This is a genomic window from Amycolatopsis sp. NPDC049252, from assembly GCF_043197175.1.
Taxonomy (GTDB): Bacteria; Actinomycetota; Actinomycetes; order Mycobacteriales; family Pseudonocardiaceae; genus Amycolatopsis.
On sequence record NZ_JBICSQ010000110.1, the window covers coordinates 1 to 22,300 of the forward strand.

The following is a 22,300-nucleotide window of genomic DNA, read 5'->3' on the forward strand; positions in this document are numbered from 1 at the left end:
GACGACGGCTTCGACCGACACCTCGGTCACGGTGGTCCAGCGCTGCCAGTACGACGCCGGGAACCGCCCGAAGTACGTGTTACCGGACACCTTCGTGCCCGGGGTCAGCCGGATCGCGTCGCGGTCCCGGACCGCCGAACCGGTGCGGACCTCGGCGTAGAGGTCCTTGCTGACGATCGGCGCCGGGCCCGCGTACAGGCCGCGCTGCGCGGTGAGGTCGGTCATGTGCTCAAGCTCCGCTTCCGTTGCCCCGGACGAGATACAGCTGCTGGGTGCCGGCCCACGGCGACGTCAGCGTCCAGTGGGCCAGCGCGCCGGGCGGCGGATCGCCGCGCACCAGGGCGTAGTCGGTGACGATCGGCCGGTCGCCGAAGTCGAAGTACCTGAAGTTGACGTCCACGAGTGCCCGGCCGAGCGCGCCCAGGTGGGCCTTCCGCTCGGCGATGGCCGGCCCGACCGCGCCGCGGTCGTCGAAGAGGTCGACGATCGCGCAGCCGCAGCTGTAGGCGAGCACGCCGATCTCCCCGCCGCTGCGGACCGTGCCGCCGCCGACCAGCCGGCCCAGCTCCGGGCCGATCCGCTCGTAGTCCGCCGTCGAGTCGTGGTTGGACAGCAGCGGCGCGAACCGCCGCGGCAGGCCGTCCGAGACGTAGAAGCCGGTGCTCACGACCAGGACGCCGGCGACGGTGACCGCACCCGCCACCCGGGCGGGCAGGCGCACCCAGGCGGCCGCGGCGGCCGCCAGGAAGAGCGTCAGCGTGACCAGGCTCGGCCCGTAGTACCAGTGGTAGGGCGGCACGTGCAGCCGCGTGTAGGCCAGGTAGTGCGCGAGCCCGGCGGGCACCAGCGGCGCGAACGGCAGCAGCTTCGTCCACACCGGACCGCGGCGGCCGGACCCGGCCAGCCAGACCAGGAAGGCACCCAGCGCCAGGACGGCGGGCAGGAACGAGAGCGCCGTCGCCCACGGGAAGACCCGGGCGTAGAGGCCCGGCCCGTTGCCGAAGTCCCAGGTGCCCCAGGACTTCTGCAGCGTCTTGATGATCACCGTGTCCGGCACGGCCGAGCCGAGCACCACCCAGCTGAAGGCGAACCAGGGGAGCGCGACGGCGGCCGCGGCGAGCACCGTTTGCCACGCCTTCTCCCAGAACCGGCGACGCAACAGGAACAGCACCAGGGCGACCACGAGCAGGTCGAGCCGGACGAGGGCGACCAGGCCGGTCAGCACGCCCAGCAGCACCGGCCGCCGTTCCCCGGCGCACACCAGCAGCCAGGCGACCCCGGCCGCGCCGAGCTCGACCTCCAGCCCGATCGACGACAGCAGCAGCGGGTTGACCGTGAGCAGCGCGACCGCGGACGGCGCGAACCACGCCGGCAGGCCCGCCCGCGTCCCGGCCCGGCGCAGCGCGAGCACCAGCGCGACCTGGCAGAGCACGAACAGCACACCGCACGCGAGCACGGCGTCGCGCACCACGAACGTCAGCGCCGCGAGCAGCAGGACGTTCAGCGGTGACGTCGCGGTGTTCGACGTCTCGGCCGTGATCAGCCCCCAGTGCCCGTGGAAGGCGAGTTCACGGGCGTAGGAGAGGGTGATGAAGGTGTCGTCGACGAGGTGCGGGCGCACCGCGGCGAACACGAGGGCGGACAGCGCGGCGACCGCGACGGGCAGCACCCAGCGCCGTGCCGCGCGGGATCGCGGCTCCGTGATCGTGTCCACCGCTTCCTCCCGGTGGGCGACGATCACGGTTCGCGGGTGAGGGTGAAGTGCCCGACGCCCTTGGCCGCCGAGTACACCTGCCAGCTGTCCGGACCGGTGGCCGGCCCGGAGGCGTACTGCAGCCGGTAGTCCCGCTTGCGCTGCTCGGCCGAGCGGTCCAGCCAGTGGTAGTTCACCCGCAACGCCAGGCTCATCACCGGGCTGGCCGTCGCGATCCGTTCCCGGACCAGCGAAACCGCTTCACCACGGTCGGAGAAGACGTCGAGGATGGCGCACTGGCAGTAGTAGGCGAGGGTGCCGATCTCCCCGGGGCTGGCGACGGTCGCGCCGTCGAGCCGCTTCCCGAGCTCGGTGCCGACCCGGGCGTAGTCCTGCGCGCTGGCCCAGTTCCCGAACACCACCGGCGACTTCCACGGCAGGCCCTGCGCGGCGTCGACCGCGGCGCCGCCGAGCACCAGCACCCCGGTCAGGCCCAGCGCGAGCAGCGGGGGACCGGACCGCAGCGCGGGACGTTCGTGGGTCTGGGCGTACCAGCTGCCGAAGGCGGCGACGGCGAACGCGCTCGTCGCGGCCACCGGAGCCACGTAGTACCAGTGGAACGGGCCCACCCCGATGTAGGAATAGGCGATGTAGTAAAGGATCCCGCCCGCGGCCAGCGCGGCGATCGGGCCCAGCGGCGGGAACTCGGGCCAGCGGACGGCGAACCTCGCCGCGACCCAGCCGGCGAGCGCGACCACACCGACCAGCGCCGGGAGGAACGACACGAGCACGGTGACCGGCCAGCCGATGTAGTACATGACCGGGCCGGTGCTGTAGCTCCACGGTGCGAACAGGCCCGCCTGGGCCTGCTTGATCACCAGGGTGTCCGGCACGAACGAGCCGAACACGAACCAGCTGACCAGGAACCACGGCGCGGTCGTCAGGATCGCGAAGCCCGCCGCGGGCAGCAGCTTCCGCCGGATCGCGGGCGTGCACACCGCGATCACCACGACGAACACGACCAGGTCGATCCGGGTCAGGATGGCCATTCCGGCGGCGACGCCGAACCAGACCGGGCGCCCTTCCATCGCGAAGACCGTCAGCACCATCAGCACGGCCGGGATGAGCAGGACTTCCAGCCCGATGGCGGACAGCACGAACGGATTCAGCAGGACGAGTGTGATGCCGAGCACACCGGCCGCCGTCGGCAGGGACAGCGCGCGGCCGATCCGCTGCCACGCCCAGCCGAGGACACCGCCGCACAGCACGGTCAGGATGCCGAGCGCGAGCACCGGGTGCGGGTCGCCCGAAATCCGTGTCAGCAGCGTGAACGCGGCGAGCAGCAGCACGTTCAGCGGTGACGTCGCGGAGTTCGCCGGCGCGCCGGGGATCACGCCCCATTCGCCGTGTTCCGCGAGGTTTCGCGCATAAGCGAGGGTTATGTAGCTGTCGTCGGTCAGGCTGCCGCGCACCACCAGGAAGACCAGCGCGCCCAGTACCGCCCCGAAAACGGGCAGCACCCAGCCCCGCGACACTTTCGTTTTCTCGTTTTCTACCGCAAGCACCCGTTCACCTCGCGGAACCGCCGCCTGCGCGGGGTCCGCCATTTGCCCGATCGACATGCCCCGGGGACCGTAATGACCCAACATTACGGGAGTGCTACGCCCTTGTTAGGTCCACGGGCCCGCGACTTACTTCACCCGATGGTGACACGTCCACCGTGAGACCGCAGTGTGGGGTTTCGGTCCATTGTGGAGCTACGGGTTCCGGTCACCGCGTCCGGCGGCGGACGGTCACGAGCACCAGCGCGGTTCCGCCGGTGACCAGCAGCGCGCCGAGGCCGAGGATCGGGCCGACGTCGGTGCCGGTGTCCGGCAGGCTGCCGGTGCCGCCCGGGGTGGTCGGCAGCGGCACCGGGGTGGTGCTGGACGACGACGTGGTCTCCGCGGGGCCGGTGGTCGTGGTGCCGGCCGGGCTGGTCGGCACGGTGGACGTGCTCGTGGCCGTGGTGGTCGTCGACGTCGGCCCGGTCGGCGTGGTGCTCGTGGTCGGCCCGGTGGTGCTGGTGTCCGTCGTGGGCACCGTGCTCGTGGTGGTCGGTCCGGTCGTCGTCGGCTCGGTGGTGGACGGCTCGGTGGTGGACGGCTCGGTCGTGGTGGTCGTCGGCTCGGTGGTGGTCGTGGCCGGGCCGGTGGTCGGCGTGGTGGACGTCGTCGTGGGGGCCGTCGTGCTCGTGGTGGGGGTGGTCGGTGTCGTCGATGTGGTGGTCGTCGTGCTGGTGGCCGGGGTCGTGGTCGTCGGCTCGGGCTTCGAGCACGAGGGCAGGTCGCCGGTGAACGGGTAGGCGTGGAACTCCTGGCCGCTCCCCGCGCCGGCGCTCGAACCGTGGACGAGGTTGCCGGCAGTGAAGAACCGGCCGTTGCTGCCGGGCAGCGTCATCGTCGTGGTGCCGCCGGGGTTGCCGGCCAGCACGCTGCCCTGGAACTGGCCGCTGCCGGTCAGGGTGACCGTCGTCGCGTCCGGGATGTTCCACAGCAGCCGCGAGCGCAGCTTGTTGAGCGGGTCGTTGTCGTCGAGGGTGCCGCTGTAGGTGTTGATCGTCCGGGGGCCGCCGGTGACGTTGACGAGCACGGTGGCGCCGTCCGGGATGCCGGTGAACGTGATGCCCTGCGTGCTGCCGCCGGGTCCGGCGATGTCCGCCGTGACGTTGAAGACCTGCAGCGCGGACTTGCCGTCGCCGGTGAAGCTCGTTTCGTAGCCCCGGTTGACCACCGTCCCGGTGGCGGTCCGCGGCGCGCCGTCGACCCGGGCGTAGCACTCGCTCGCCGCCGTCAGCTTTTCCCGCAGCCCGGCGTACGGCTTCATCGCCGCCGGGTCGTGGACGAGGGTGCCGACGACGGTGCCGGTGACCGTCCCGGCGTGGCGGACCACGCCGCCGCCCGAGTCGCCGACGGCGTCGAGGCGCTGGGTGTCGGCGACGGTGAGGTCACCGCCCACGGTCAGGAAGTCGGCGCCGTCCGGCGGCGGGACGCGGGAGCCGACCCCGGCGACCCCGACGTTGTAGATCGACGAGCCCGACGTCTTGCGCAGCGTGAAGTCGCCGCCGACGACCACCCGGCCCTCGGCCTCGGCCGCACTGCCGGTGACGCGCATGGTGCCGCCGACGAAGACGTTCACGCCGTTGTCGCGCCCGGCGAAGGACCCGTTGCCGACCGGCGGATAGATGCCGGGGCAGGTGCCCGGCACGCACGGGCCGAGGCCGCCGGGCAGCGGGTCGGCCTCCGCCTCGCGCGGCGCGGGGAGGGAGAGCAGCACGAGCCCGCAGGCCGCCAGCGCAGCCAGAGCGGCATGGGTCACGCGCACGGGGTCCCTTCCCTTGTCCACTGTGGACGTTTCGTCGGACGATAACCGCCTGACCCGCGACGATCCGCCCGTCGAGCGGTTATCCACCCGATGGGGGTCCCCCGCGCGGGCCGGGCTGTGCCGGGCGTCACAGGTGTGAGTTGAGCGGTTGCGGAACAACTAAGTTGAGTCCCTCGTTGTCAACTTTGCGAGGGCGCGGCCACCACCGCCCCGACCACGAACCCCTGGTGGGAAGGAGATCCGAAATGGTGCTGCGTACCGATCCGTTCCGCGACTTCGACCGGCTGAGCCGGCAGTTCTTCGGCGCCACCGGCACGGCGAGCCGCCCGGCGAGCGTGCCGATGGACGCCTACCGCGACGGCGAGGACTTCGTCGTCCAGTTCGACCTGCCCGGCGTCACGCCCGGCTCGATCGACCTCGACGTCGAGCGGAACGTCCTGACCGTGCGCGCCGAGCGGCCGGCGAACCCGGCCGAGGGCGCCCAGTACCAGGTCAGCGAGCGCCCGCGCGGCGTCTTCACCCGCCGCCTGCTGCTCGCCGACACGCTGGACACCGAGCGCATCGAAGCCGGCTACGACGCCGGTGTGCTGACCGTCCGGATCCCGGTGACCGAGCGGGCCCAGTCCCGCCGCATCACCGTCGGCTCCGGCGCGGCGAAGGAAGAGATCACGGCCTGACCGCCCCGCGAAAGCCGGCCTCGGAACCCTCCGAGGCCGGCTTTCGCGCGTTCGGCGACCGGCCACTGTGGACGGCGTTACGCTGGGGCGGTGAACGCCCCGCGGATCCTGGTCGTCGAGGACGCCGAGGCGATCCGCGTCGCCGTCGAGACCGCGCTGGCCGGCGCCGGGTTCTCCGTCCGCGCCCTGCCCGACGGTGCCGCGCTCGAGGCGGAGCTGTCCCGGGCCCGGCCGGACCTCGTGGTGCTCGACGTCATGCTGCCGGGCCGCGACGGGTTCGAGCTGCTGCGGGTGATCCGGCGGCTGTCGGCGGCCGGGGTGGTGATGCTGACCGCGCGCGACGGCGTCGAGGACCGGCTGCGCGGCCTCGGCGACGGCGCCGACGACTACGTGGTGAAACCGTTCGTGCTGGCCGAACTCGTCGCGCGGGTGACGGCGGTGCTGCGGCGGACGGGACGGACGCAGCCGGCCGTCGAGATCGGCGACCTCGTGGTCGACGTCGAAGGCGGCCGCGTCCGGTACGGCGCCGCCGACGTCGAGCTGACCTCGACCGAGTGGAAGCTGCTGGTGTACTTCGCCCGGCACCGCGACCGGGTGGTCGGCAAGACGCAGATCCTGACCGCGGTGTGGGGCTACGGCGACTACGCGGCGAACCTCGTCGAGGTCAACGTCAGCACGTTGCGCCGCAAGCTCGAGGCGCACGGCCCGCGGGTGCTGCACACCGTGCGCGGCCAGGGTTACGTCCTGCGGGGCGAGCCGTGACCGGGCTGCGGACGGTGTCGCTGCGCCGCCGGGTCACCGTCACCGTGCTGGTGGTGCTCGCGGTGGTGCTGGTCGCGGTCGGGTTCGTCGTCGACACCGTGTTCCGCGCCCAGGCCGAGAAGGACGTCAACGGCCTGCTGACCGCGCGCGTGCAGCTGGCCCAGCAGCTGGCGAAGCAGAACACCGCGCCGCAGAACCTGCTGCGGCGCATGGAGACCCGCGGGGTCCAGGCGTCGCTGGCGCTGCCGGACGGCACGTTCCTCGGCGCGGCCGACCTGCCGTCCGCCGACCGGATCCGCCAGGTGCGCGCGACGCTGACCGGCCCTGCCCGGATCAACGGCGCGAAGCTGACGCTGACGGCGGACGAGACGCTCGTGGCGGCCGCCGAACAGAGCCTGCGGTGGGTGCTGGTGGCGACCGGGCTGGCCGCGCTGCTCGTCGCCGCGGTCGCGCTGCTGCTGGCGGTCCGGTTCGCGCTCGCCCCGCTGGACGCGATGACCCGGCTGGCCCGCTCGATCGTCTCCGGCGGCCGCGGTGGCCGGCTCGCCCCGGAACGCGCCACGACCGAGCTGGGCCGCGCGGCGGCCGCGTTCGACTCGGCCCTCGACGCCCTCGAAGGCGCGGAACAGGCGGCGCGGGCGTCGGAGGCGCGCACCCGCCGGTTCGTCGCCGACGCCGCCCACGAGCTGCGAACCCCGCTGGCCGGCGTGCAGGCGGCGGCCGAAGCGTTGCTGCAGCTGCCCCCGGGCGCCGACCCGACCCGGTTGCAGCTGCTGGTGGTCCGCGAATCGCAGCGGGCCGGGAAGCTCGTCGCGGACCTCCTGGAGCTGGCCCGCCTGGACGCGGGTTTCGACCTGGAGCGCGTGCCGGTGGCGCTGCTCGCGCTGGCCCAGGCGCAGGCCGACCGCCTGGGGCTGACGTCACCGGAGGTGACGGTCGAGGTCACCGGCCCGGATGTCGTCGTCCTCGGCGACAGCGCCCGCTTGACGCAGATCCTGGCCAACCTGGCGGACAACGCGGTCAGGGCGATGACCGGCGAGGGCACACTGACCATCGAGATCACCCCGGACGGCGCGACGGTCACCGACACCGGCCCGGGCGTCCCGGGCGCCGACCGCGAGCGGATCTTCGACCGCCTGGTGCGGCTGGACGAGGCCCGCGGCCCGGGAGGCTCGGGACTGGGCTTGCCGATCGCCCGGGGTTTCGCCCGAGCCCACGGCGGCGACCTGTGGTGCGAGGCGGCACCGGGCGGGGGAGCGCGGTTCTGGCTGGCCGGGCTCAGCCCCGCCTGACCGTTAGGCGAAGGGCCGTTCATGCGGCCGTGCGGGGCGCGGATGCCGATCATTTTGCCGGGTGGGCGGGCCGTGGACGCGCGCTGACGTAAACGCCGGGCACTCGGGTCGCCGATCCCGCGCGGGCGCACTCCGTCGCGCCGGGTGGGGGAGCGCGGTTCTGGCTGGCCGGGCTCAGCCCCGCCTGAGTCTCAGGCGAACAACCCCGTCATCCGGCCGCTGTGGCCCGGCAGGACCTGGCCCGCGTCCGTCCCCAGAACGTCCTCCACCATCGTCGCGTAGACGTCGCGGAAGTCGGTGGTCAGCTTGAGGTCGCCGTCGTCGAGGTCGGTCAGGCTCGGTTCCGCGCCGTGGAAACCGCCGTGGACGTTCTGGCCCAGTACGAACATCGGGCCCGCCGTGCCGTGGTCGGTGCCCTGGCTCGCGTTCGCTGTCACGCGCCTGCCGAACTCCGAGTAGACCATCACCACCGCCTGCTTGCCGCGGTCGGTCTTCGCGAGCCGCTGCGCGAACGGCGTCAGCGCGCCGTCCAGCTCGGTGAGCAGCCGCTGCTGGGTGCCGCGCTCGTCGGCGTGCGTGTCGAACCCGCCCAGCGACACCGAATACGCCCGCGACGGCACGCCCGCCTCGATCAGCCCGGCGACGACGTCGAGCTGCGCGGCCAGCTCTCCCGGGCGCTTCTTCCCCGATGTGTCCTTTTCGGACACATGACCGCCGAGCGTCTGCACCGCGCGGTGCAGGTCGCCGACCGACCGGGCGGCGCGGGACTGCCAGTACCCCTCGCCGGCCTGGGCCGTGCCGAGCCCCTGGAACGCCGTCCCCAGCGCGCCCTTCGGCAGGGTGAGCCCGCCGACCGGCAGGGACGCGGCCGCCGTACGGGCGCCCGCGAGCAACGGCGGCAGCACCGGGTCGACCGACACCGCGCGCAGCGGGTCGTCGCCGGTCGCGTCGAGCCAGCGGCCGAGCCAGCCGGTCGGCACGGACGTCTCCGGTGAGGCGGTCTGCCAGATCGCCATCGACCGGAAGTGGCTGTGGTCGGGCTTCGGGTAGCCGACCCCGCGCAGGATCGCCAGCTTCCCGCCGTCCCACAGGCTCTTGAGCCCCTTCATCCCGGGGTTGAGGCCGAGCCCTTCGCCGACGTCAAGCACCTCTTCCGGCTTGTACGCCAGCTCGGAGCGGGCGTTCTGGTACGCGCTGTCCCCGGCCGGGACGACGGTGTTGAGGCCGTCGTTGCCGCCGTAGAGGGTCACCACCACGAGCACGCCCGCGTTCGGGTCCAGCGGGTTCTCCTGCGCCGCCGACATCAGCCGCGTCCAGTCGACCTGGGTCGCGCCCGCGGCGAGCGCCGCGGCGGCCGTCACCCCGGTCGCGGTGAGGAACCGGCGTCGGTTGACCTGCACGATCGTCACCCACTCACTACGTACTCGGGGGCACAGGCGGCCACAGCGGACAGTTGACGGGCGTCGCCGGCGACGCCGGCCAGCGCGGTTTTCGTGCGATCGGACCAGGCGTCGACGCCGAGCAGCTCGCCGACCGCCGAGGCCTTGTCCGACGCCTTCGCGACGGCGCCGAGGTCGGCGTGCCCGGCGACCAGCTGGGCCAGGTGCAGCCGCGCGACCCCCGCCGACGTCGTCAGCCAGGCGCCGCCCGCCGCCCAGCCCCCGACGCTGGGCGGCAGGAACGGCACCTGGCCGAGCCCGCGCAACCCGGCCAGCAGCTGGGTGCGGGCCTGCTCGTCGAGCGAGCCGGGCCGTACGCCGAACGCGCGCAGCAGCCCGGCCAGCCATTCGACCGGCTGCTTGACCAGCGACGTCGTGCTGTCGCGGAACGCCGGCTCGCCGGTGATCGCCCGCAGCACCGCCCGGACGTCGCGGCGGCTGCCGTAGGCGGCGACCAGGCGGTTCAGCACGTCCGCGGCGGGCGGCTCCGCGGAGACCAGCCGGAACCAGAGCCGGCCGACGACGAACCGCGCCGAGTCGGGCCGGCCGAGCACGAGGTCCACAAAGGACTGTGCGGCGAAGTCGCCGGTGGCGCCGAGGATGTGCTTCTCGCCGTCGTCGTGCCGCTTCGGCACCAGCTTCGCGGTGGTGGTGTCGCGCTGGGCCGTCCAGCCGGTGAGCGCCCGCGCGGCTTCCCGGACGTCGTCCTCGGTGTAGTGCCCGACGCCGAGGGTGAACAGCTCCATGAACTCGCGGGCGAGGTTCTCGTTGGGCTTGCCCGCTTTGTTGCTGTTTCCGTCCAGCCACAGCAGCAGCGCCGGGTCGACGACCATCGCGCGGGCCAGGTCGGTGAAGCTGCCGAGCGCGTGCTCCCGCTGGGTCTGGTTCTGCGCCAGCATCAGCTCCGGGCTGCGGACCTTCTGCTCGCTCGTGGCGAAGTGCCCGTGCCAGAACCACGTCAGCCGTTCGACGGACGGGAGGTCGGCCGCGGCCATCCGGTCCAGCCACCAGAGGGCGGCCTGCGTGGACTGGGCCTGCAGCTGCTTGGTGGCCTGCTGCTTCGCGGCTTTGTCCTGCTTGTCCGCCTTCTTGGGGCGTTCGGGCGGCGCGCCGGGGGCCGGTATCGGCGTCGCGGCCGCCCCGGCGTCGGCGCCGGTGCCCAGCAGCCGGTCACGCGTCTCGGCGAACCCGCGGTCGAGGTCACCGGGTCGCGGGCCGAAGCCCAGCCGGTCGTGCAGCCGCCGCACCGCCGCTCGTTCGGAGAGGACCACCATGCCCTCGATCCTCCGGCGCCGGGCCGGGCGCCCGCGACCACGCGGCGGCTTTCTTCAGCCGATCCACAGGAGCGTCAGGAGACGCGGCTGTCCGGGTGTCCGGCCACCGCCGCGCGGGCGTCGCCGAGGTCGCCGTGCAGGGGCAGCAGCCGGTCCAGGCCGAGGATCTCGAGCGGCCGCGCCACCGCGACCGGGTCGGCGGCGATGGAGTAGGAGACTCCGCGGGCGACGGCGGCCTGGTGCAGTTCGACGAGGACGCTGAAGATCGTGGAGTCGCAGTAGGTGGCGGTGGTCAGGTCCGCGACCACGCCCGGGGCGCCGTCCCGGATCGGCGCGAGCAGCGCGGCCCGCATCCGGGGCGCGCAGGCGAGGTCGAGGTCCCCGGAGCAGCGGACGGTCACGATGCCGGCTTCGGTGGTACTGCCGAAGCCGGGTTCGGTGTGGTGGTCGGTCATCAGCTCGTCTTCCGTGCTCGGCGACGGGACCAGGTCCCCGCGTTCGTGGTACCCACCGAGCCGCCGGACCACACGGAGATCCCCCGTGCAGAGGAGCGCCCGCGGGAGGGGTACTGCATCCGTGCGACAACGCTGCACAATCGTTGCGATGCAGGTGTAGCTTGACCGGTGCGGGACAACAGTTCCCCTGGTTCGACGCCGGCCGCGGCGGGTGCCACCCCGTGCGGCCGGCCGGATCCGGTGCGACGCGGGCCGGATCGGCGGCGCCGCAGGGCGCCGGAGGGGACGCGGCGGGTACCCGCCCCACCGGCCGCGTCCCCCGCGCCGGCGCCGTGTCGCCGCAGGCCGGGTGTTCGTGCCGTCGCTAAGCTGCCGCCACCTCGCCGGGACGGTGGGGTGCGAAGAGGACGGTGGATCCGGATGGACGTCGGCGCGGCACCCGCCCCGGCCGGAGGTGCGTGGGCGCCGGGCAAGGTCGCCGAGCTGCTCGGCGTGTCCCCGGTGACCCTGCGCAGCTGGGGCGCGCGGTACGGGATCGCGCCCTCGGCCAGGAGCGAGGGCAGGCACCGCCGGTACTCCGACGCGGACGTCCGCCGCCTGCAGCACATGCAGCGCCTGATCTCGCGCGGGATGCCGGTGCGCGACGCGGCCGCCGCGGCGTTCACCGGCTCGTCGCGCCACGACGTCCCGGCCGGCCGGCTGCTGCGGGAGCTCGCGGAGGCGACGCAGGAGCTGGAGTTCGGCGCGGTCGCCGCCCTGCTCGACGAGACGCTCGCCGCCCTGGGCGCGGCCGCGGCGTGGACCGACGTCCTCGTCCCGGTCCTGCGCGAGCTGGGCGACCGCTGGCAACGCGGCGACGTGTGCTTCGCGGCCGAATGGGTGCTGACTACCGAGGTTTCGTCCGCGTTCGAGCGCTTCGGCCGCCGGTTCCCGGAGACGGCACCGGCCCGCCCGGTCCTGCTGGCGTGCTGTCCCGCCGAACGGCACTCCCTGCCGATGGAGGCACTGCGGGCGTCCCTGGCCGAGTCCGGCGTGCCGGCGCGCTACCTCGGCCAGCTCGTGCCCGCCGAGACGCTCACCGAGCTGACCGAGCGCCTCGACCCGGTCCTGGTGGTGCTCTGGTCGATGGCCGCCCCGACCGCCGACGACGTCCTGGTGCGCCGGCTGCACGCGCTCGACCGCGAGGTCATGACCGCCGGGCCGGGCTGGGCGCACCTGGGGGAGCGCGGGCTGACGGTGGTGGACGACCTGGGCACCGCGATGGAGGTGGCGGCCGGGCGCGTCAGCGCGTCTTGAGCTTCTCGAGCGCGCTGGTCAGCTTCGGGACGACCTCGTCGCCGAGGCGCTCGAACACCCGCTTGAGCAGCGGGCTCGCGAGCTTCGCGAGGCCGTGGAAGACGATCGTCGCCTCGTAGTGCACCGTCGTGCCGTTGCCGCTCGCCGCCAAGGTGAAGTCGTCGGTCGAGGTGGCCGTCTTGTTCTTGCCGACGAAGGTGACGCGGCCCGCCTCGAGCCGGGTCAGCTCGTAGTCGAGCTCGGTCTCCTTGCCGCGGAACTCCGAGACGTTGTGCCACCGGGCGCCGACCGCCACCGGGCCGTCGTCGGAGCGGGTGCACCGGACCGTGCCCGGGTCCCACTCCTCGGTGTGCGCGAAGTCCGCGAGGTAGCGCGCGACCTGGTCGACCGGCGTGCGGACGGTGACGGTGCGTTCGACCTGGACCATGGCGTACTGCCTCCTCGGGATGAACCCGCGCCGGTGTTTCGGTGCGAAGTCGATGCAACCGTACCGAGATTGCCGCCGTCCGGCAGGACGACGGCACCGCTCAACGGGACGCCGCACGACATCGCAGACATCGATGTCATTATTCCTAATTTTTTGTCTTCCTTGTCTTCTTGACGGTCGCCGCGAGCTCGGCGGAAGCTCACTGGCAACGTTGTCAGTCACCGGCGCCGACACCCCCAGGGGCCGCGCCGTGCGTGACTGCCGCTTCGAGAACGGAGTTCGCATGGCGGAGGAGTACGGCGTCGCACCGGCCTCGGTGTCCCGGCGGAACGTCCTGGCCGTGGGCGGTGGGCTGCTCGCCGGGTTCGGCCTGGCGGCCGTGCTGCCGGGCGGCGTCGCCTCGGCCGCGCCGGCCGCGGCCGACGGGACGGACGCCCGGACCGACCTGGCGCTGTTCCGGCCGGTGCAGGTCTCGTCCACCGACTACGCCGCCACCCCGGCCGAGTTCGCCGTCGACGGCCTCGCCCAGGTCGGCGTCCGCGGCTCCGGTTGGCGCGCCACCCCCGGCGACGGCCAGTGGATCGTCGTCGACCTCCAGGGCCAGTGCGCGATCGAGTCGGTCGTGCTGACCTTCGAGGCCAGGCCCGGCGACCCGGCCCTCGACCTCGGCGCGTCCCGCACCCACACCGTCGGCGACGAGGTCTTCTCGAGCTACGCCGTCTCCTTCGACCTCGACGTCTCCGGCGACGGCAAGGCCTGGCGCACCGTCCACCACACCGACGCCGGCACCGGCGGCGTCGTGACGATCCCGGTGTCCGCGACGGCCCGCTGGGTGCGGTTCACCGCGGCGAGCCGCTCGACCACCAACCCGCTGGGCCTCAACGGCTTCCAGGTGTTCGGCACCAGCCGGGACCACCGTCCGGCCGTCCGCGGCTGGACCAGCTTCCCGGTGCGCCCGCACGACGACCCGCCCGCGCTGGCCGTGGCGCCGGACGGCACCGTGCCGCTCGAGTCCGGCTGGGTGCTCACGATGGACGACTGGTCGCCCACCGCGGACGGCGCGGCGCTGTCCGGCGCGTCGGTGGACACCCGCGGCTGGCTCCCGGCGACCGTGCCCGGCACCGTGCTGGCGTCGCTGGTCGAGCAGGGCCAGCTGCCCGACCCGGTGTCCGGCATGCACACCATGCACGTCCCGGAAGCGCTGTCCCGGCACGCCTGGTGGTACCGGCGCCGCTTCGCCCTCCCGCGCGGCCTCGACACCTCGCCGGGCCGGCACGTCTGGCTGGAGTTCGACGGCGTCAACCACGAGGCCGTGATCTGGCTCAACGGCGCGAACATCGGCACCCAGAGCCACCCGTTCGGCCGCGGTGTCTTCGACGTCACCGCGGCGCTGCGGCGCACCGGCGACCAGGCCCTCGCCGTCCGGATCTCGCCGATGCCGCGTCCCGGCAGCCCGGGTGACAAGGGCCCGGCCGGGCAGTCGTTCGTCGACGCCGGCAGCACCATGTTCGACAACTCGCCGACCTACCTCGCGGTGTCCGGCTGGGACTGGATGCCGGCGGTGCGCGACCGCGCGTCGGGCATCTGGGACCACGTGCGCCTGCGCTCCACCGGCGCCGCCGTGCTCGGTGACGTGCGCGTCGACACCAAGGTGCCCGACGACGGCACCGCGGTGGTGACGCTGACCGTGCCCGTGCGCAACGCCGCCGCGACCGCCCAGCGGATCACGGTCACCGCCGCCTTCGGCCCGGTGAACGTGTCGAGCACGGTCACCGTCCCGGCCGGCCAGGCCGCCGACGTCGTGTTCCCGGCGCAGCAGGTCAAGAACCCGAAGCTGTGGTGGCCCAACGGTTACGGCGACCCGAACCTCTACGACCTGACGCTCACCGCGGCGATCGGCGCGTCCACCAGCGACCGCCGGACGACGAAGATCGGCCTGCGCCAGATCGGCTACCGGTACGACCTGCCGATCGTCATCGCCGACGGCCGGGCCACGCAGTCCGTCGACCTCACCCCGCAGAACGCGCGGTACGTCCGGATGCAGGGACTCAAACGCGCCACCGGCTGGGGATTCTCGCTCTGGGCGATGTCCGTTGTGGACAGTGCCGCGCCGGGCACGGACCTGGCGAAGGGCACGACCGCGACGTCGTCGTCGGTCGCGGACGGCAACCCGCCGGAGAACGCCGTCGACGGCGACCCGAACACCCGCTGGACGTCCGCCTACGACGACAACCAGTGGCTGCAGGTCGACCTCGGCGCGGCGACGGCCTTCGACCGGGTGGTGCTGACCTGGGAGACGGCTTACGCGGCGACGTTCACGATCCAGGTGTCGGCCGACGGTCAGACCTGGACCGACGCGGTGTCGGTGGACAACAGCCCGAAGCCGTTGACCTTCCTCGTCAACGGCGTCAAGGTGTTCGCCCGCGGCGGCAGCTGGGGCTGGGACGAGCTGCTGCGCCGGATGCCGCAGGAGCGGACCGACGCCGTCGTCGCGATGCACCGCGACATGAACTTCACTCTGATCCGCAACTGGGTCGGCTCGTCCTACCGCCAGGAGCTGTTCGACGCCTGCGACAAGTACGGCATCCTGCTGTGGAACGAGTTCTGGGACGGCTGGTCGACCGACCCGGCCAACCACGACATCTTCCTCGCGCAGGCGAAGGACACGGTGCTGCGCTACCGCCACCACGCCTGCGCGACGGTCTGGTTCGGCTGCAACGAGGGCACCCCGCCGGCGGTGATCGACAACGCGCTGCGCGACATCGTCACCACCAGCACCGACCTGCTCTACCAGGGCAACTCCGCGGGCGGCGTGATCACCGGCGACGGTCCGTACCGCTGGCTCGACCCGAAGCAGTACTTCACCGGCGAGGCGACCGGCGGCAAGCACGGGTTCTGGAGCGAGATCGGGCTGCCGACCGTGTCGGTCGTCGAGAGCATGCGCAACCTCGTCGGCGAGGGCGACGCGGGCTGGCCGATCGGCGCGCCCTGGTTCCTGCACGACTGGTCGACCAACGGGAACCAGTCGCCGCAGACCTACCTGGCGGCCATCGACGCGCGGCTCGCGCCGTCGACGAGCCTCGCGGAGTTCTGCCGCAAGGCCCAGTTCGTCAACTACGAGAGCATGCGCGCGATCTTCGAGGCGTGGAACACGAAGCTGTGGGCCGACGCGACGGGTGTGCTGCTGTGGATGTCGCACCCGGCGTGGCACAGCACGGTCTGGCAGACCTACGACTACGACCTCGACGTCAACGGCAGTTACTACGGCGCGCGCAAGGGCTGCGAAGCGCACCACGTCCAGGCCGACCTCTCGACGTGGCAGGTCCGGGTGGTCAACCACACGCCTTCCGCGCTGAGCGGCGTCACGGCGTCCGCGCGGCTCTACGGGCTGGACGGCGCCGGACTGGGTGCGGCGCAGCAGCAGAAGGTCGACGTCACCCCGGTCGGGGCCACGGACGCCTTCACGGTGCCGTTCGACGCCGGCCTGCCGGACCTGCACCTGCTGCGGCTCACGCTCACCGACGCCCACGGCGCGGTGCTGTCGGAGAACACGTACTGGCGCTACCGGACCGATGCCGCGATGCGGGCGCTCAACCAGCTCCCGGGCGCGCAGCTGGCCACCTCGCTGCGGGCCGACGGCGCCGGCTACGTCGCGACGGTCCGCAACACCGGCCGCACGGTCGCGGCGATGATCCGGCTGTCGCTGCGGGAGCGCAACGGCAAGGACCGCGTGCTGCCGACCCGTTACGACGACAACTACTTCTGGCTCCTGCCGGGCGAAAGCCGCACGATCCGCGTCGACCCCCGTCGCCGCGTGCCCCAGGCCCGGTTGCAGGTGGAGGCGTACAACGTCGCGGCGAAGCTGATCTAGGTTTCGTCGCCACCGACGAAAGCGGGGGCTGATTTGGTGCCGCTCGACGAACTAGGCTGCAGGCAACCCGCCTAGCTTCGGGAGGTGCTCGTTTCCGTGAACCTGCGCCCGCACGCCAGCCTCGGCCGCGTCCTCGACGACCTGGGCGGCACCCTCCTGGACCTGGTGCTCGGGGACGCCGACCGGGCCGGCGACATCGGCGGGGTCGCCATCCACGACCCCCTCGACGAGCCGGCGCTGCCCCAGCACGCCCTGGTCCTCGGCGTCGGACTCGGCGAACCGGACGAAGTCGTGCGGCAGCTGCGGATCCTGGCCCGCCACGACGCCGCGGGCCTGGTGCTGCGCGCGCCCGTCACGGTCACCGACGCGGTCGCGGCCGCCGCCGGGGAGACGGGCGTCGCCCTGCTGGGCCTGGCCCGGGGCGCCTCCTGGACCCAGCTCGCCGCGATGCTGCGGTCCCTGCTCGCCGAGGGCGACGTCGGCGACGCCGAGCCGGAGACCCTCGCCGGCCTGCCGTCGGGTGACCTGTTCGCCGTGGCCAACGCGATCGGCGCCCTCATCGACGCGCCGGTCACCATCGAGGACCGCCGGTCCCGGGTGCTGGCCTTCTCCGGGCGGCAGGACGAGGCCGACCCGTCGCGGGTCGAGACGATCCTCGGCCGCCAGGTCCCCGAACGGTTCGCGCGCGCGCTCACCGACCGCGGGGTCTTCCGCGAGCTCTACCGCACCGACCAGCCCGTCTACGCCGACCTGGTCTCCGAAAGCCTCGACGGCCTGACGATGCCGCGGGTGGCCGTCGCGGTCCGGGCGGGCGACGAGATCCTCGGCTCGATCTGGGCCGCGGTGTCCGAGCCGCTCACCGCCGACCGCACCCAGGCCCTCTGCGACGCGGCCCGCCTGGTCGCGCTGCACATGCTGCGCGTGCGGGCGGGCGCCGACGTCGAACGACGGCTGCGCGCGGACCTGCTCAGCACCGCGCTCGAAGGCGGGGCCGCCGCGCGTGAGGCGCTGAGCCGGCTCGGCCTGGCCGACCAGCCGGTCGTCGTGCTGGCCCTGGCCGTGCTCGACGCGGGGGAGCACGCCGACGCCGGTCTCGCCACCGAGCGCCAGCGCCTGAGCGACGGCCTGGCCATGCACCTGAGCGCCGTCCACCCGCGGTGCGCGGCGGCGCTCGTCGGCGACACGGCCTACGGCCTGGTTCCGGTGAACCGCGGCGACGACGACGGCGAGCGGCGCGCGATGCGCATCGCGAAGGACTTCCTGGACCGGGTCGGCGACCGCGTCCACGCGGTGGTCGGCATCGGCCCGGTGGCGCGCAGCGCGGCCGAGCTGCCGGAGGCCCGCGACAGCGCCGACCGCGCGCTGCGCGTCCTGCGCACCGGCAGCGGCGCCGGCCGCCGCGCCGCGCTGCTGGCGGACGTGCACGTCGAGGCGCTCCTGCTGGAGCTGCAGGACCTGGTCGCCGCGCGCGGCGACCGCCCGACCGGCCCGGTCGCCCGGCTCCTCGACTACGACGAGCAGCACCAGGCCCACCTCGTCGAGACGCTGCGGGCCTGGCTCGACGCCTTCGGCGACGTCATCGCCGCCTCGGCCGCGGTCCACGTGCACCCCAACACGTTCCGCTACCGCCTGCGCCGGCTCGCCGAGGTCGGCGGCTTCGACATGACCGACCCCGAAGCCCGCTTCGCCGCGATGCTCCAGCTCCGCGTGGTCGCCCCGCCACCCACGTCCTGATCCCAGCGTGATCCGAGGGGCGACCCGCAATCACGTGAGTCGGCGTTCCGATCACACGCGGGCGCCTGCCGGGGTCGTCCGAAATGTCGGTGATTTAGCAACCGTTACCTGACCCGAGATGGTCAGTTACCTACTTTCAGCCGGTGTGCTCACCCTTCGGGGCATGTGAACCTGCACGGACTTCACGTCAGGTGATCAAACCTTCCACGGAGGTGTACCGGGTGTCACGCAAACGGGTCATCGTTGGGACAGCGACAGCGAGCGCTGCCCTCGTCGCGGTATCGCTGGTCGTGACCGGCTCGCCGGCGTCCGCGACCATCGCGCAGCCGTCGATGCGCGCGATGAACGCCCAGGCGATGCCGTTCGGCAGCGTGCTGCGGTCGCAGCAGGAGATCGGCGGGGTGCCGGTCTTCGGCGGGCAGACCGTCCAGATCCGCGACAAGGCGGGCACGGTCCTCGCCACGCACGGCCGGACCACGAAGAAGACGGCGGGCGCGTTCCCGGCGAGCGACGCCGGTGCCGCCGACGCGGCCATCGCCGACGTCGCCCAGCGCACCGGGCTCGCGAAGAACGCGCTGAAGGCCGACGCGCCGCGCGCCTACTGGTACGACGCCACGCTCGGCGGGGCGAAGGGTGACGGCGTCGCCGTGCCGACCTACCAGGTCACCGTGCACGGCACGAAGTTCCGGGACAAGTGGACCGAGGTCGTCAAGGCCGGCACGGCCGACGTCCTGACCTCGTGGTCCGAGGTCCGCGAGGCCAACCGCGACGTCTGCGACGCGAACCACAAGGTCGTCAGCGGCACCTCGGACTCGGTCCGCTGCGGCACCGCGTTCGACGTCACCCGCAAGGAGGGCGGCGCGGAGTCGGGTGTCGCCGACGTCAACAACGTCTACACCTTCTTCGGCCAGGCCTCGGACTTCTACTCGAAGTACGTCAACGTCGACCTGACCGGCCTGATCGGCGCCGACTACAGCGACGGGACCGGCAAGGCGCTGCGCGGCACCGTCCGGATCTGCGTCGACGGCGAGTGCCCGTTCGCCAACGCCTTCTGGGACGGCGAGCAGATGGCCTTCGGCGAAGGGGTCACCACCGACGACATCACCGGCCACGAGCTGACCCACGGCGTCACCCAGCACACCTCGGGGCTGAGCGGCGGCCAGGCCGACTCGATCAACGAAGGCCTCTCGGACGTCTTCGGCAAGTTCATCGGCATCACCTCGAACGACCCCAACGACACCGGCGACAACCGCTGGCTGCTCGGCGCGGGCTCGTCGCTCGGCGCGATCCGCAACATGAAGGACCCGCGCTCGTCGCTGTCCCCGCAGCCCGACATGGTCAACGGCCCGGGCTGGGAGACGAACAACCCGGACGAGCACATCAACGACGGCGTCGTGAACAAGGCCGACTACCTGATCACCGACGGCGACACGTTCAACAACCAGACCGTGCGCGGCCTCGGCCTCGACAAGTCGGTGCAGGTCTGGTGGGGCGTCGAGAACACGCTGACTCCGAGCGCGACGTTCAAGGACGTCGGCGAAGCCCTCAACTCCTCCTGCGCCGCGCTGGCCAAGGCGGGCACCGCGGGCATCACCGACGACGACTGCACCCAGGTCGCCAACGCGGTGAAGGCGACCCAGCTCGACCAGGACCCCAGCTGATCCTGGGCTGAACCCACCGAAGGCCACCCCGGTACGTCCGGGGTGGCCTTCGGCGTTCCGGGCCGAAAACCGGTTGGGCGCCGAACAAGAACATCGCTACGCTGCCCCGGAACCGCACACCCGCGCCGGACGAGAGGAGCCCGCCATGCGCTCGCGCATCGCCGTCTCCCGTTCGCGCTTCGAGGTGATCCTGGTGTCTTCCTGCCCGCGGTGCCGGCCGCGCGGCTGACACCGGACCCGTGACGTCCACTGTGGACGTCACGGGGAATCGCGCTGCCCTGAACCGGATCTTCCGTACAAGGACCGCACCATGCGCACCTCGAACCTCGACCACGTCCGCAACCTGGGCATCCTCGCCCACGTCGACGCGGGCAAGACCGCCGTCACCGAACGGATCCTGCACCTCACCGGCGCCACGCACAAACAGGGTGAGGTCCACGACGGCACCACCGTCACCGACTTCGACCCGCAGGAACGCGACCGCGGCATCACCATCTTCGCCGCGGCCGTGACCTGCGTGTGGGACGGCCACCGGATCACCGTGATCGACACGCCCGGCCACGTCGACTTCACCGACGAGGTCGAGCGGTCGCTGCGGGTGCTCGACGGCGCGATCGCCGTGTTCGACGGCGTCGCGGGTGTCGAGCCGCAGAGCGAAACCGTGTGGCGCCAGGCCGACCGGCACGGCGTCCCGCGCATCGCCTTCGTCAACAAGCTGGACCGCGCGGGCGCCGACCTCGACACGGCCGTCGAGTCGATCCGGCGGCGCCTGCACCCGGCGCCGCTGGTCGTCCAGCTGCAGATCGGGCGTGAGGACGGCTTCACCGGCGTCGTCGATCTCGTGCGCCTGCCGGAGGGCGCTCCGGCCGAGGCACGACGGCGGCGCCGGGAGCTGGAAGAGGCCGTCGCCGAGCTGCATCCCTTGGCGCTGGACGAGTTCTGCGCCGCCGGGACCGTCTCGGCGGAGACCCTGGAGAAGGCGCTGCGCGAGCTGACCCGCACGGGTGACGGTCTCGTGGTGCTGTGCGGCGCGGCCTACCGCGACCGCGGGATCGAGCCGCTGCTCGACGCCGTCGTCGCCTACCTGCCGTCGCCGTCGGACGTGACGCCGGTGCGCGCCGACCGGCCCGCCGACCCGGCGGCGCCGCCGGCCGCGCTGGTGTTCAAGGTCGTCGCGACGACCACGGGACGGCTGACGTCGGTGCGGGTGTATTCGGGAACGCTGCGGAAGGGGGACCAGGTGCTGGACGCGGGAACCGGCCGCACGGAACGGATCGCGCGCATCCTGCGGGTGCAGGCCGACCGGCTGTCCGAAGTGGACAGTGCGGTGGCCGGGGACATCGTCGCCCTGGCCGGGCCGAAGGCGGCCCGCGTCGGCGCGACGCTGTGCGTGCCCGGCGACCCGGTGCTGCTGGAGCCGCCGGTGACCGCGGCCCCGGTGGTCTCGGTGGCCGTCGAAGCCCGCCGGAACGGCGACCGCCTCGCGCCGGCGCTGGCCTGGCTGGCCGAGGAGGACCCGTCGCTGGTCGTGCGGACCGACCCGGAGACCGGGCAGACGGTGCTGGCCGGGCTGGGCGAGCTGCACCTCGAGGTCGCGGTGGAGAAGCTCCGGCGCGGCCGCGGGCTCGAAGTCGCGGTGGGCCGGCCGCAGGTCGCCTACCGGGAGACCGTCGTGCGTGGCGTGTCCGGGCTGGTCCACCGGCACGTCAAGCAGGACGGCGGCGCGGGGCAGTTCGCCCACGTCGTGCTGGACGTCGAGCCGCTGGACGACGGTTTCGAGTTCGTTTCGGCGGTCGTCGGCGGGCGCGTGCCGCGCGAGTACGTGCGGGCGGTCGAAGCCGGCTGCCGCGACGCACTGGCCGACGGGCCGCTGGGTGGCCACCCGGTGACCGGCGTGCGCGTCACGCTGGTCGACGGCGCCACGCACGTGAAGGACTCGTCGGAGACGGCGTTCCGGGCGGCGGGGCGGTTCGGCCTGCGGGAAGCGTTGCGCGCCAGTGAGTTGCGGCTGCTGGAGCCCATCGCCGCGGTAGTCGTGACGGTGCCGGACGACGCCGTCGGCGGTGTGCTCGGCGACCTCGCCGCGCGCCGGGGCCGGGTGGCCGGCTCGGCCGTGCGGTCCGGTACCGCGGTGGTCACGGCCACCGTGCCGCTCGCGGAGCTGTTCGGTTACGCGAACCGGCTGCGCAGCCGCACCCAGGGCCGGGGCACGTTCGCCGCCCGGCCCGCCGGCTACGCACCGGCGCCGTAACGGTCGTGGGTGCGTAACAGTGGTGTAACACAGGTTCGCACACACGCCCCACACCCGCCCGCCAGCGCGGGCACCCCGGGGGCGCCGCGGGCGGCGTCGGGTTGG

Annotated in this window: 15 protein-coding genes and 1 pseudogene; 8 read left to right on the forward strand and 8 right to left on the reverse strand. The window is 73.1% G+C overall.

Annotated elements, in window-relative coordinates:
- From ACGFMK_RS44825 to ACGFMK_RS44840, 4 genes and pseudogenes are all read right to left on the reverse strand, one after another.
- A pseudogene (locus ACGFMK_RS44825) lies at nucleotides 1-225 on the reverse strand (glycosyltransferase family 2 protein); the annotation flags it as partial.
- Nucleotides 226-229: 4 nt separating this feature from the next.
- Complete coding sequence (locus ACGFMK_RS44830) at nucleotides 230-1,714, reverse strand: hypothetical protein (RefSeq protein ID WP_392776744.1); 1,485 nt, start codon at nucleotides 1,712-1,714, stop codon at nucleotides 230-232.
- Nucleotides 1,715-1,737: 23 nt separating this feature from the next.
- The gene (locus ACGFMK_RS44835) at nucleotides 1,738-3,258 is read right to left on the reverse strand and encodes a hypothetical protein (protein ID WP_392776747.1); all 1,521 of its coding nucleotides are present in this window, start codon (nucleotides 3,256-3,258) and stop codon (nucleotides 1,738-1,740) included.
- Between the two features lie 205 nt (nucleotides 3,259-3,463).
- Complete coding sequence (locus ACGFMK_RS44840) at nucleotides 3,464-5,056, reverse strand: choice-of-anchor A family protein (RefSeq protein WP_392776750.1); 1,593 nt, start codon at nucleotides 5,054-5,056, stop codon at nucleotides 3,464-3,466.
- A gap of 245 nt (nucleotides 5,057-5,301) precedes the next feature.
- Between ACGFMK_RS44840 and ACGFMK_RS44845 the strand changes: the two genes are divergently transcribed.
- From ACGFMK_RS44845 to ACGFMK_RS44855, 3 genes are all read left to right on the forward strand, one after another.
- Nucleotides 5,302-5,733 carry an Hsp20/alpha crystallin family protein gene (locus ACGFMK_RS44845; RefSeq protein ID WP_392776753.1) on the forward strand — a complete coding sequence of 144 codons (432 nt, stop codon included), beginning with the start codon at nucleotides 5,302-5,304 and terminating at the stop codon, nucleotides 5,731-5,733.
- A gap of 90 nt (nucleotides 5,734-5,823) precedes the next feature.
- Complete coding sequence (locus tag ACGFMK_RS44850) at nucleotides 5,824-6,495, forward strand: response regulator transcription factor (protein ID WP_392776755.1); 672 nt, start codon at nucleotides 5,824-5,826, stop codon at nucleotides 6,493-6,495.
- Nucleotides 6,492-7,787: a sensor histidine kinase gene (locus ACGFMK_RS44855; RefSeq protein WP_392776758.1), complete on the forward strand. Its 1,296-nt coding sequence runs from the start codon at nucleotides 6,492-6,494 to the stop codon at nucleotides 7,785-7,787. The genes ACGFMK_RS44850 and ACGFMK_RS44855 overlap by 4 nt, the downstream gene beginning before the upstream one ends.
- 191 nt (nucleotides 7,788-7,978) lie before the next feature.
- Here ACGFMK_RS44855 and ACGFMK_RS44860 read toward each other — a convergent pair whose 3' ends face one another.
- The 3 genes from ACGFMK_RS44860 to ACGFMK_RS44870 form a co-directional block, all read right to left on the reverse strand.
- Nucleotides 7,979-9,196: a DUF1501 domain-containing protein gene (locus tag ACGFMK_RS44860; protein WP_392776761.1), complete on the reverse strand. Its 1,218-nt coding sequence runs from the start codon at nucleotides 9,194-9,196 to the stop codon at nucleotides 7,979-7,981.
- Nucleotides 9,193-10,500, reverse strand: a complete 1,308-nt coding sequence (locus tag ACGFMK_RS44865) for a DUF1800 family protein (RefSeq protein ID WP_392776764.1) — start codon at nucleotides 10,498-10,500, stop codon at nucleotides 9,193-9,195. The genes ACGFMK_RS44860 and ACGFMK_RS44865 overlap by 4 nt, the downstream gene beginning before the upstream one ends.
- 74 nt (nucleotides 10,501-10,574) lie before the next feature.
- On the reverse strand, nucleotides 10,575-11,027 hold the full coding sequence (locus tag ACGFMK_RS44870) for an STAS domain-containing protein (RefSeq protein ID WP_392776767.1): 453 nt from the start codon (nucleotides 11,025-11,027) through the stop codon (nucleotides 10,575-10,577).
- 348 nt (nucleotides 11,028-11,375) lie between these two features.
- Here ACGFMK_RS44870 and ACGFMK_RS44875 point away from each other — a divergent pair, with 348 nt between their 5' ends.
- Nucleotides 11,376-12,251 carry a MerR family transcriptional regulator gene (locus ACGFMK_RS44875; protein ID WP_392776770.1) on the forward strand — a complete coding sequence of 292 codons (876 nt, stop codon included), beginning with the start codon at nucleotides 11,376-11,378 and terminating at the stop codon, nucleotides 12,249-12,251.
- Here the strand turns inward: ACGFMK_RS44875 and ACGFMK_RS44880 are convergent.
- Nucleotides 12,238-12,678, reverse strand: coding sequence for an SRPBCC family protein (locus tag ACGFMK_RS44880; RefSeq protein ID WP_392776772.1), 441 nt, complete (start codon nucleotides 12,676-12,678; stop codon nucleotides 12,238-12,240). The two genes, ACGFMK_RS44875 and ACGFMK_RS44880, sit on opposite strands and share 14 nt — an antisense overlap.
- Before the next feature lie 283 nt (nucleotides 12,679-12,961).
- On the opposite strand from ACGFMK_RS44880, the gene ACGFMK_RS44885 reads away from it, so the two are divergent.
- The 4 genes from ACGFMK_RS44885 to fusA all read left to right on the forward strand — a co-directional run bounded on the left by ACGFMK_RS44885 (nucleotide 12,962) and on the right by fusA (nucleotide 22,195).
- Nucleotides 12,962-16,549: a discoidin domain-containing protein gene (locus ACGFMK_RS44885; RefSeq protein ID WP_392776775.1), complete on the forward strand. Its 3,588-nt coding sequence runs from the start codon at nucleotides 12,962-12,964 to the stop codon at nucleotides 16,547-16,549.
- An 84-nt stretch (nucleotides 16,550-16,633) separates the two neighbouring features.
- Nucleotides 16,634-18,283: a PucR family transcriptional regulator gene (locus ACGFMK_RS44890; RefSeq protein WP_392776778.1), complete on the forward strand. Its 1,650-nt coding sequence runs from the start codon at nucleotides 16,634-16,636 to the stop codon at nucleotides 18,281-18,283.
- 221 nt (nucleotides 18,284-18,504) lie between these two features.
- Nucleotides 18,505-19,944 carry a M4 family metallopeptidase gene (locus ACGFMK_RS44895; RefSeq protein ID WP_392776781.1) on the forward strand — a complete coding sequence of 480 codons (1,440 nt, stop codon included), beginning with the start codon at nucleotides 18,505-18,507 and terminating at the stop codon, nucleotides 19,942-19,944.
- Between the two features lie 310 nt (nucleotides 19,945-20,254).
- Nucleotides 20,255-22,195 (forward strand): elongation factor G, encoded by a 1,941-nt coding sequence (gene fusA / locus ACGFMK_RS44900; protein WP_392776783.1) that lies wholly within the window; start codon nucleotides 20,255-20,257, stop codon nucleotides 22,193-22,195.
- The last annotated feature ends 105 nt before the right edge of the window (nucleotides 22,196-22,300 follow it).

What these genes read in the sequence shown, in the direction of transcription:
- ACGFMK_RS44845 (WP_392776753.1), top strand. Translation starts at nt 5,302, where the DNA reads ATGGTGCTGCGTACCGATCCGTTCCGCGACTTCGACCGGCTGAGCCGG.
- ACGFMK_RS44865 (WP_392776764.1), bottom strand. Translation starts at nt 10,500, where the DNA reads ATGGTGGTCCTCTCCGAACGAGCGGCGGTGCGGCGGCTGCACGACCGG.
- ACGFMK_RS44875 (WP_392776770.1), top strand. Translation starts at nt 11,376, where the DNA reads ATGGACGTCGGCGCGGCACCCGCCCCGGCCGGAGGTGCGTGGGCGCCG.
- ACGFMK_RS44880 (WP_392776772.1), bottom strand. Translation starts at nt 12,678, where the DNA reads ATGGTCCAGGTCGAACGCACCGTCACCGTCCGCACGCCGGTCGACCAG.
- ACGFMK_RS44885 (WP_392776775.1), top strand. Translation starts at nt 12,962, where the DNA reads ATGGCGGAGGAGTACGGCGTCGCACCGGCCTCGGTGTCCCGGCGGAAC.
- fusA (WP_392776783.1), top strand. Translation starts at nt 20,255, where the DNA reads ATGCGCACCTCGAACCTCGACCACGTCCGCAACCTGGGCATCCTCGCC.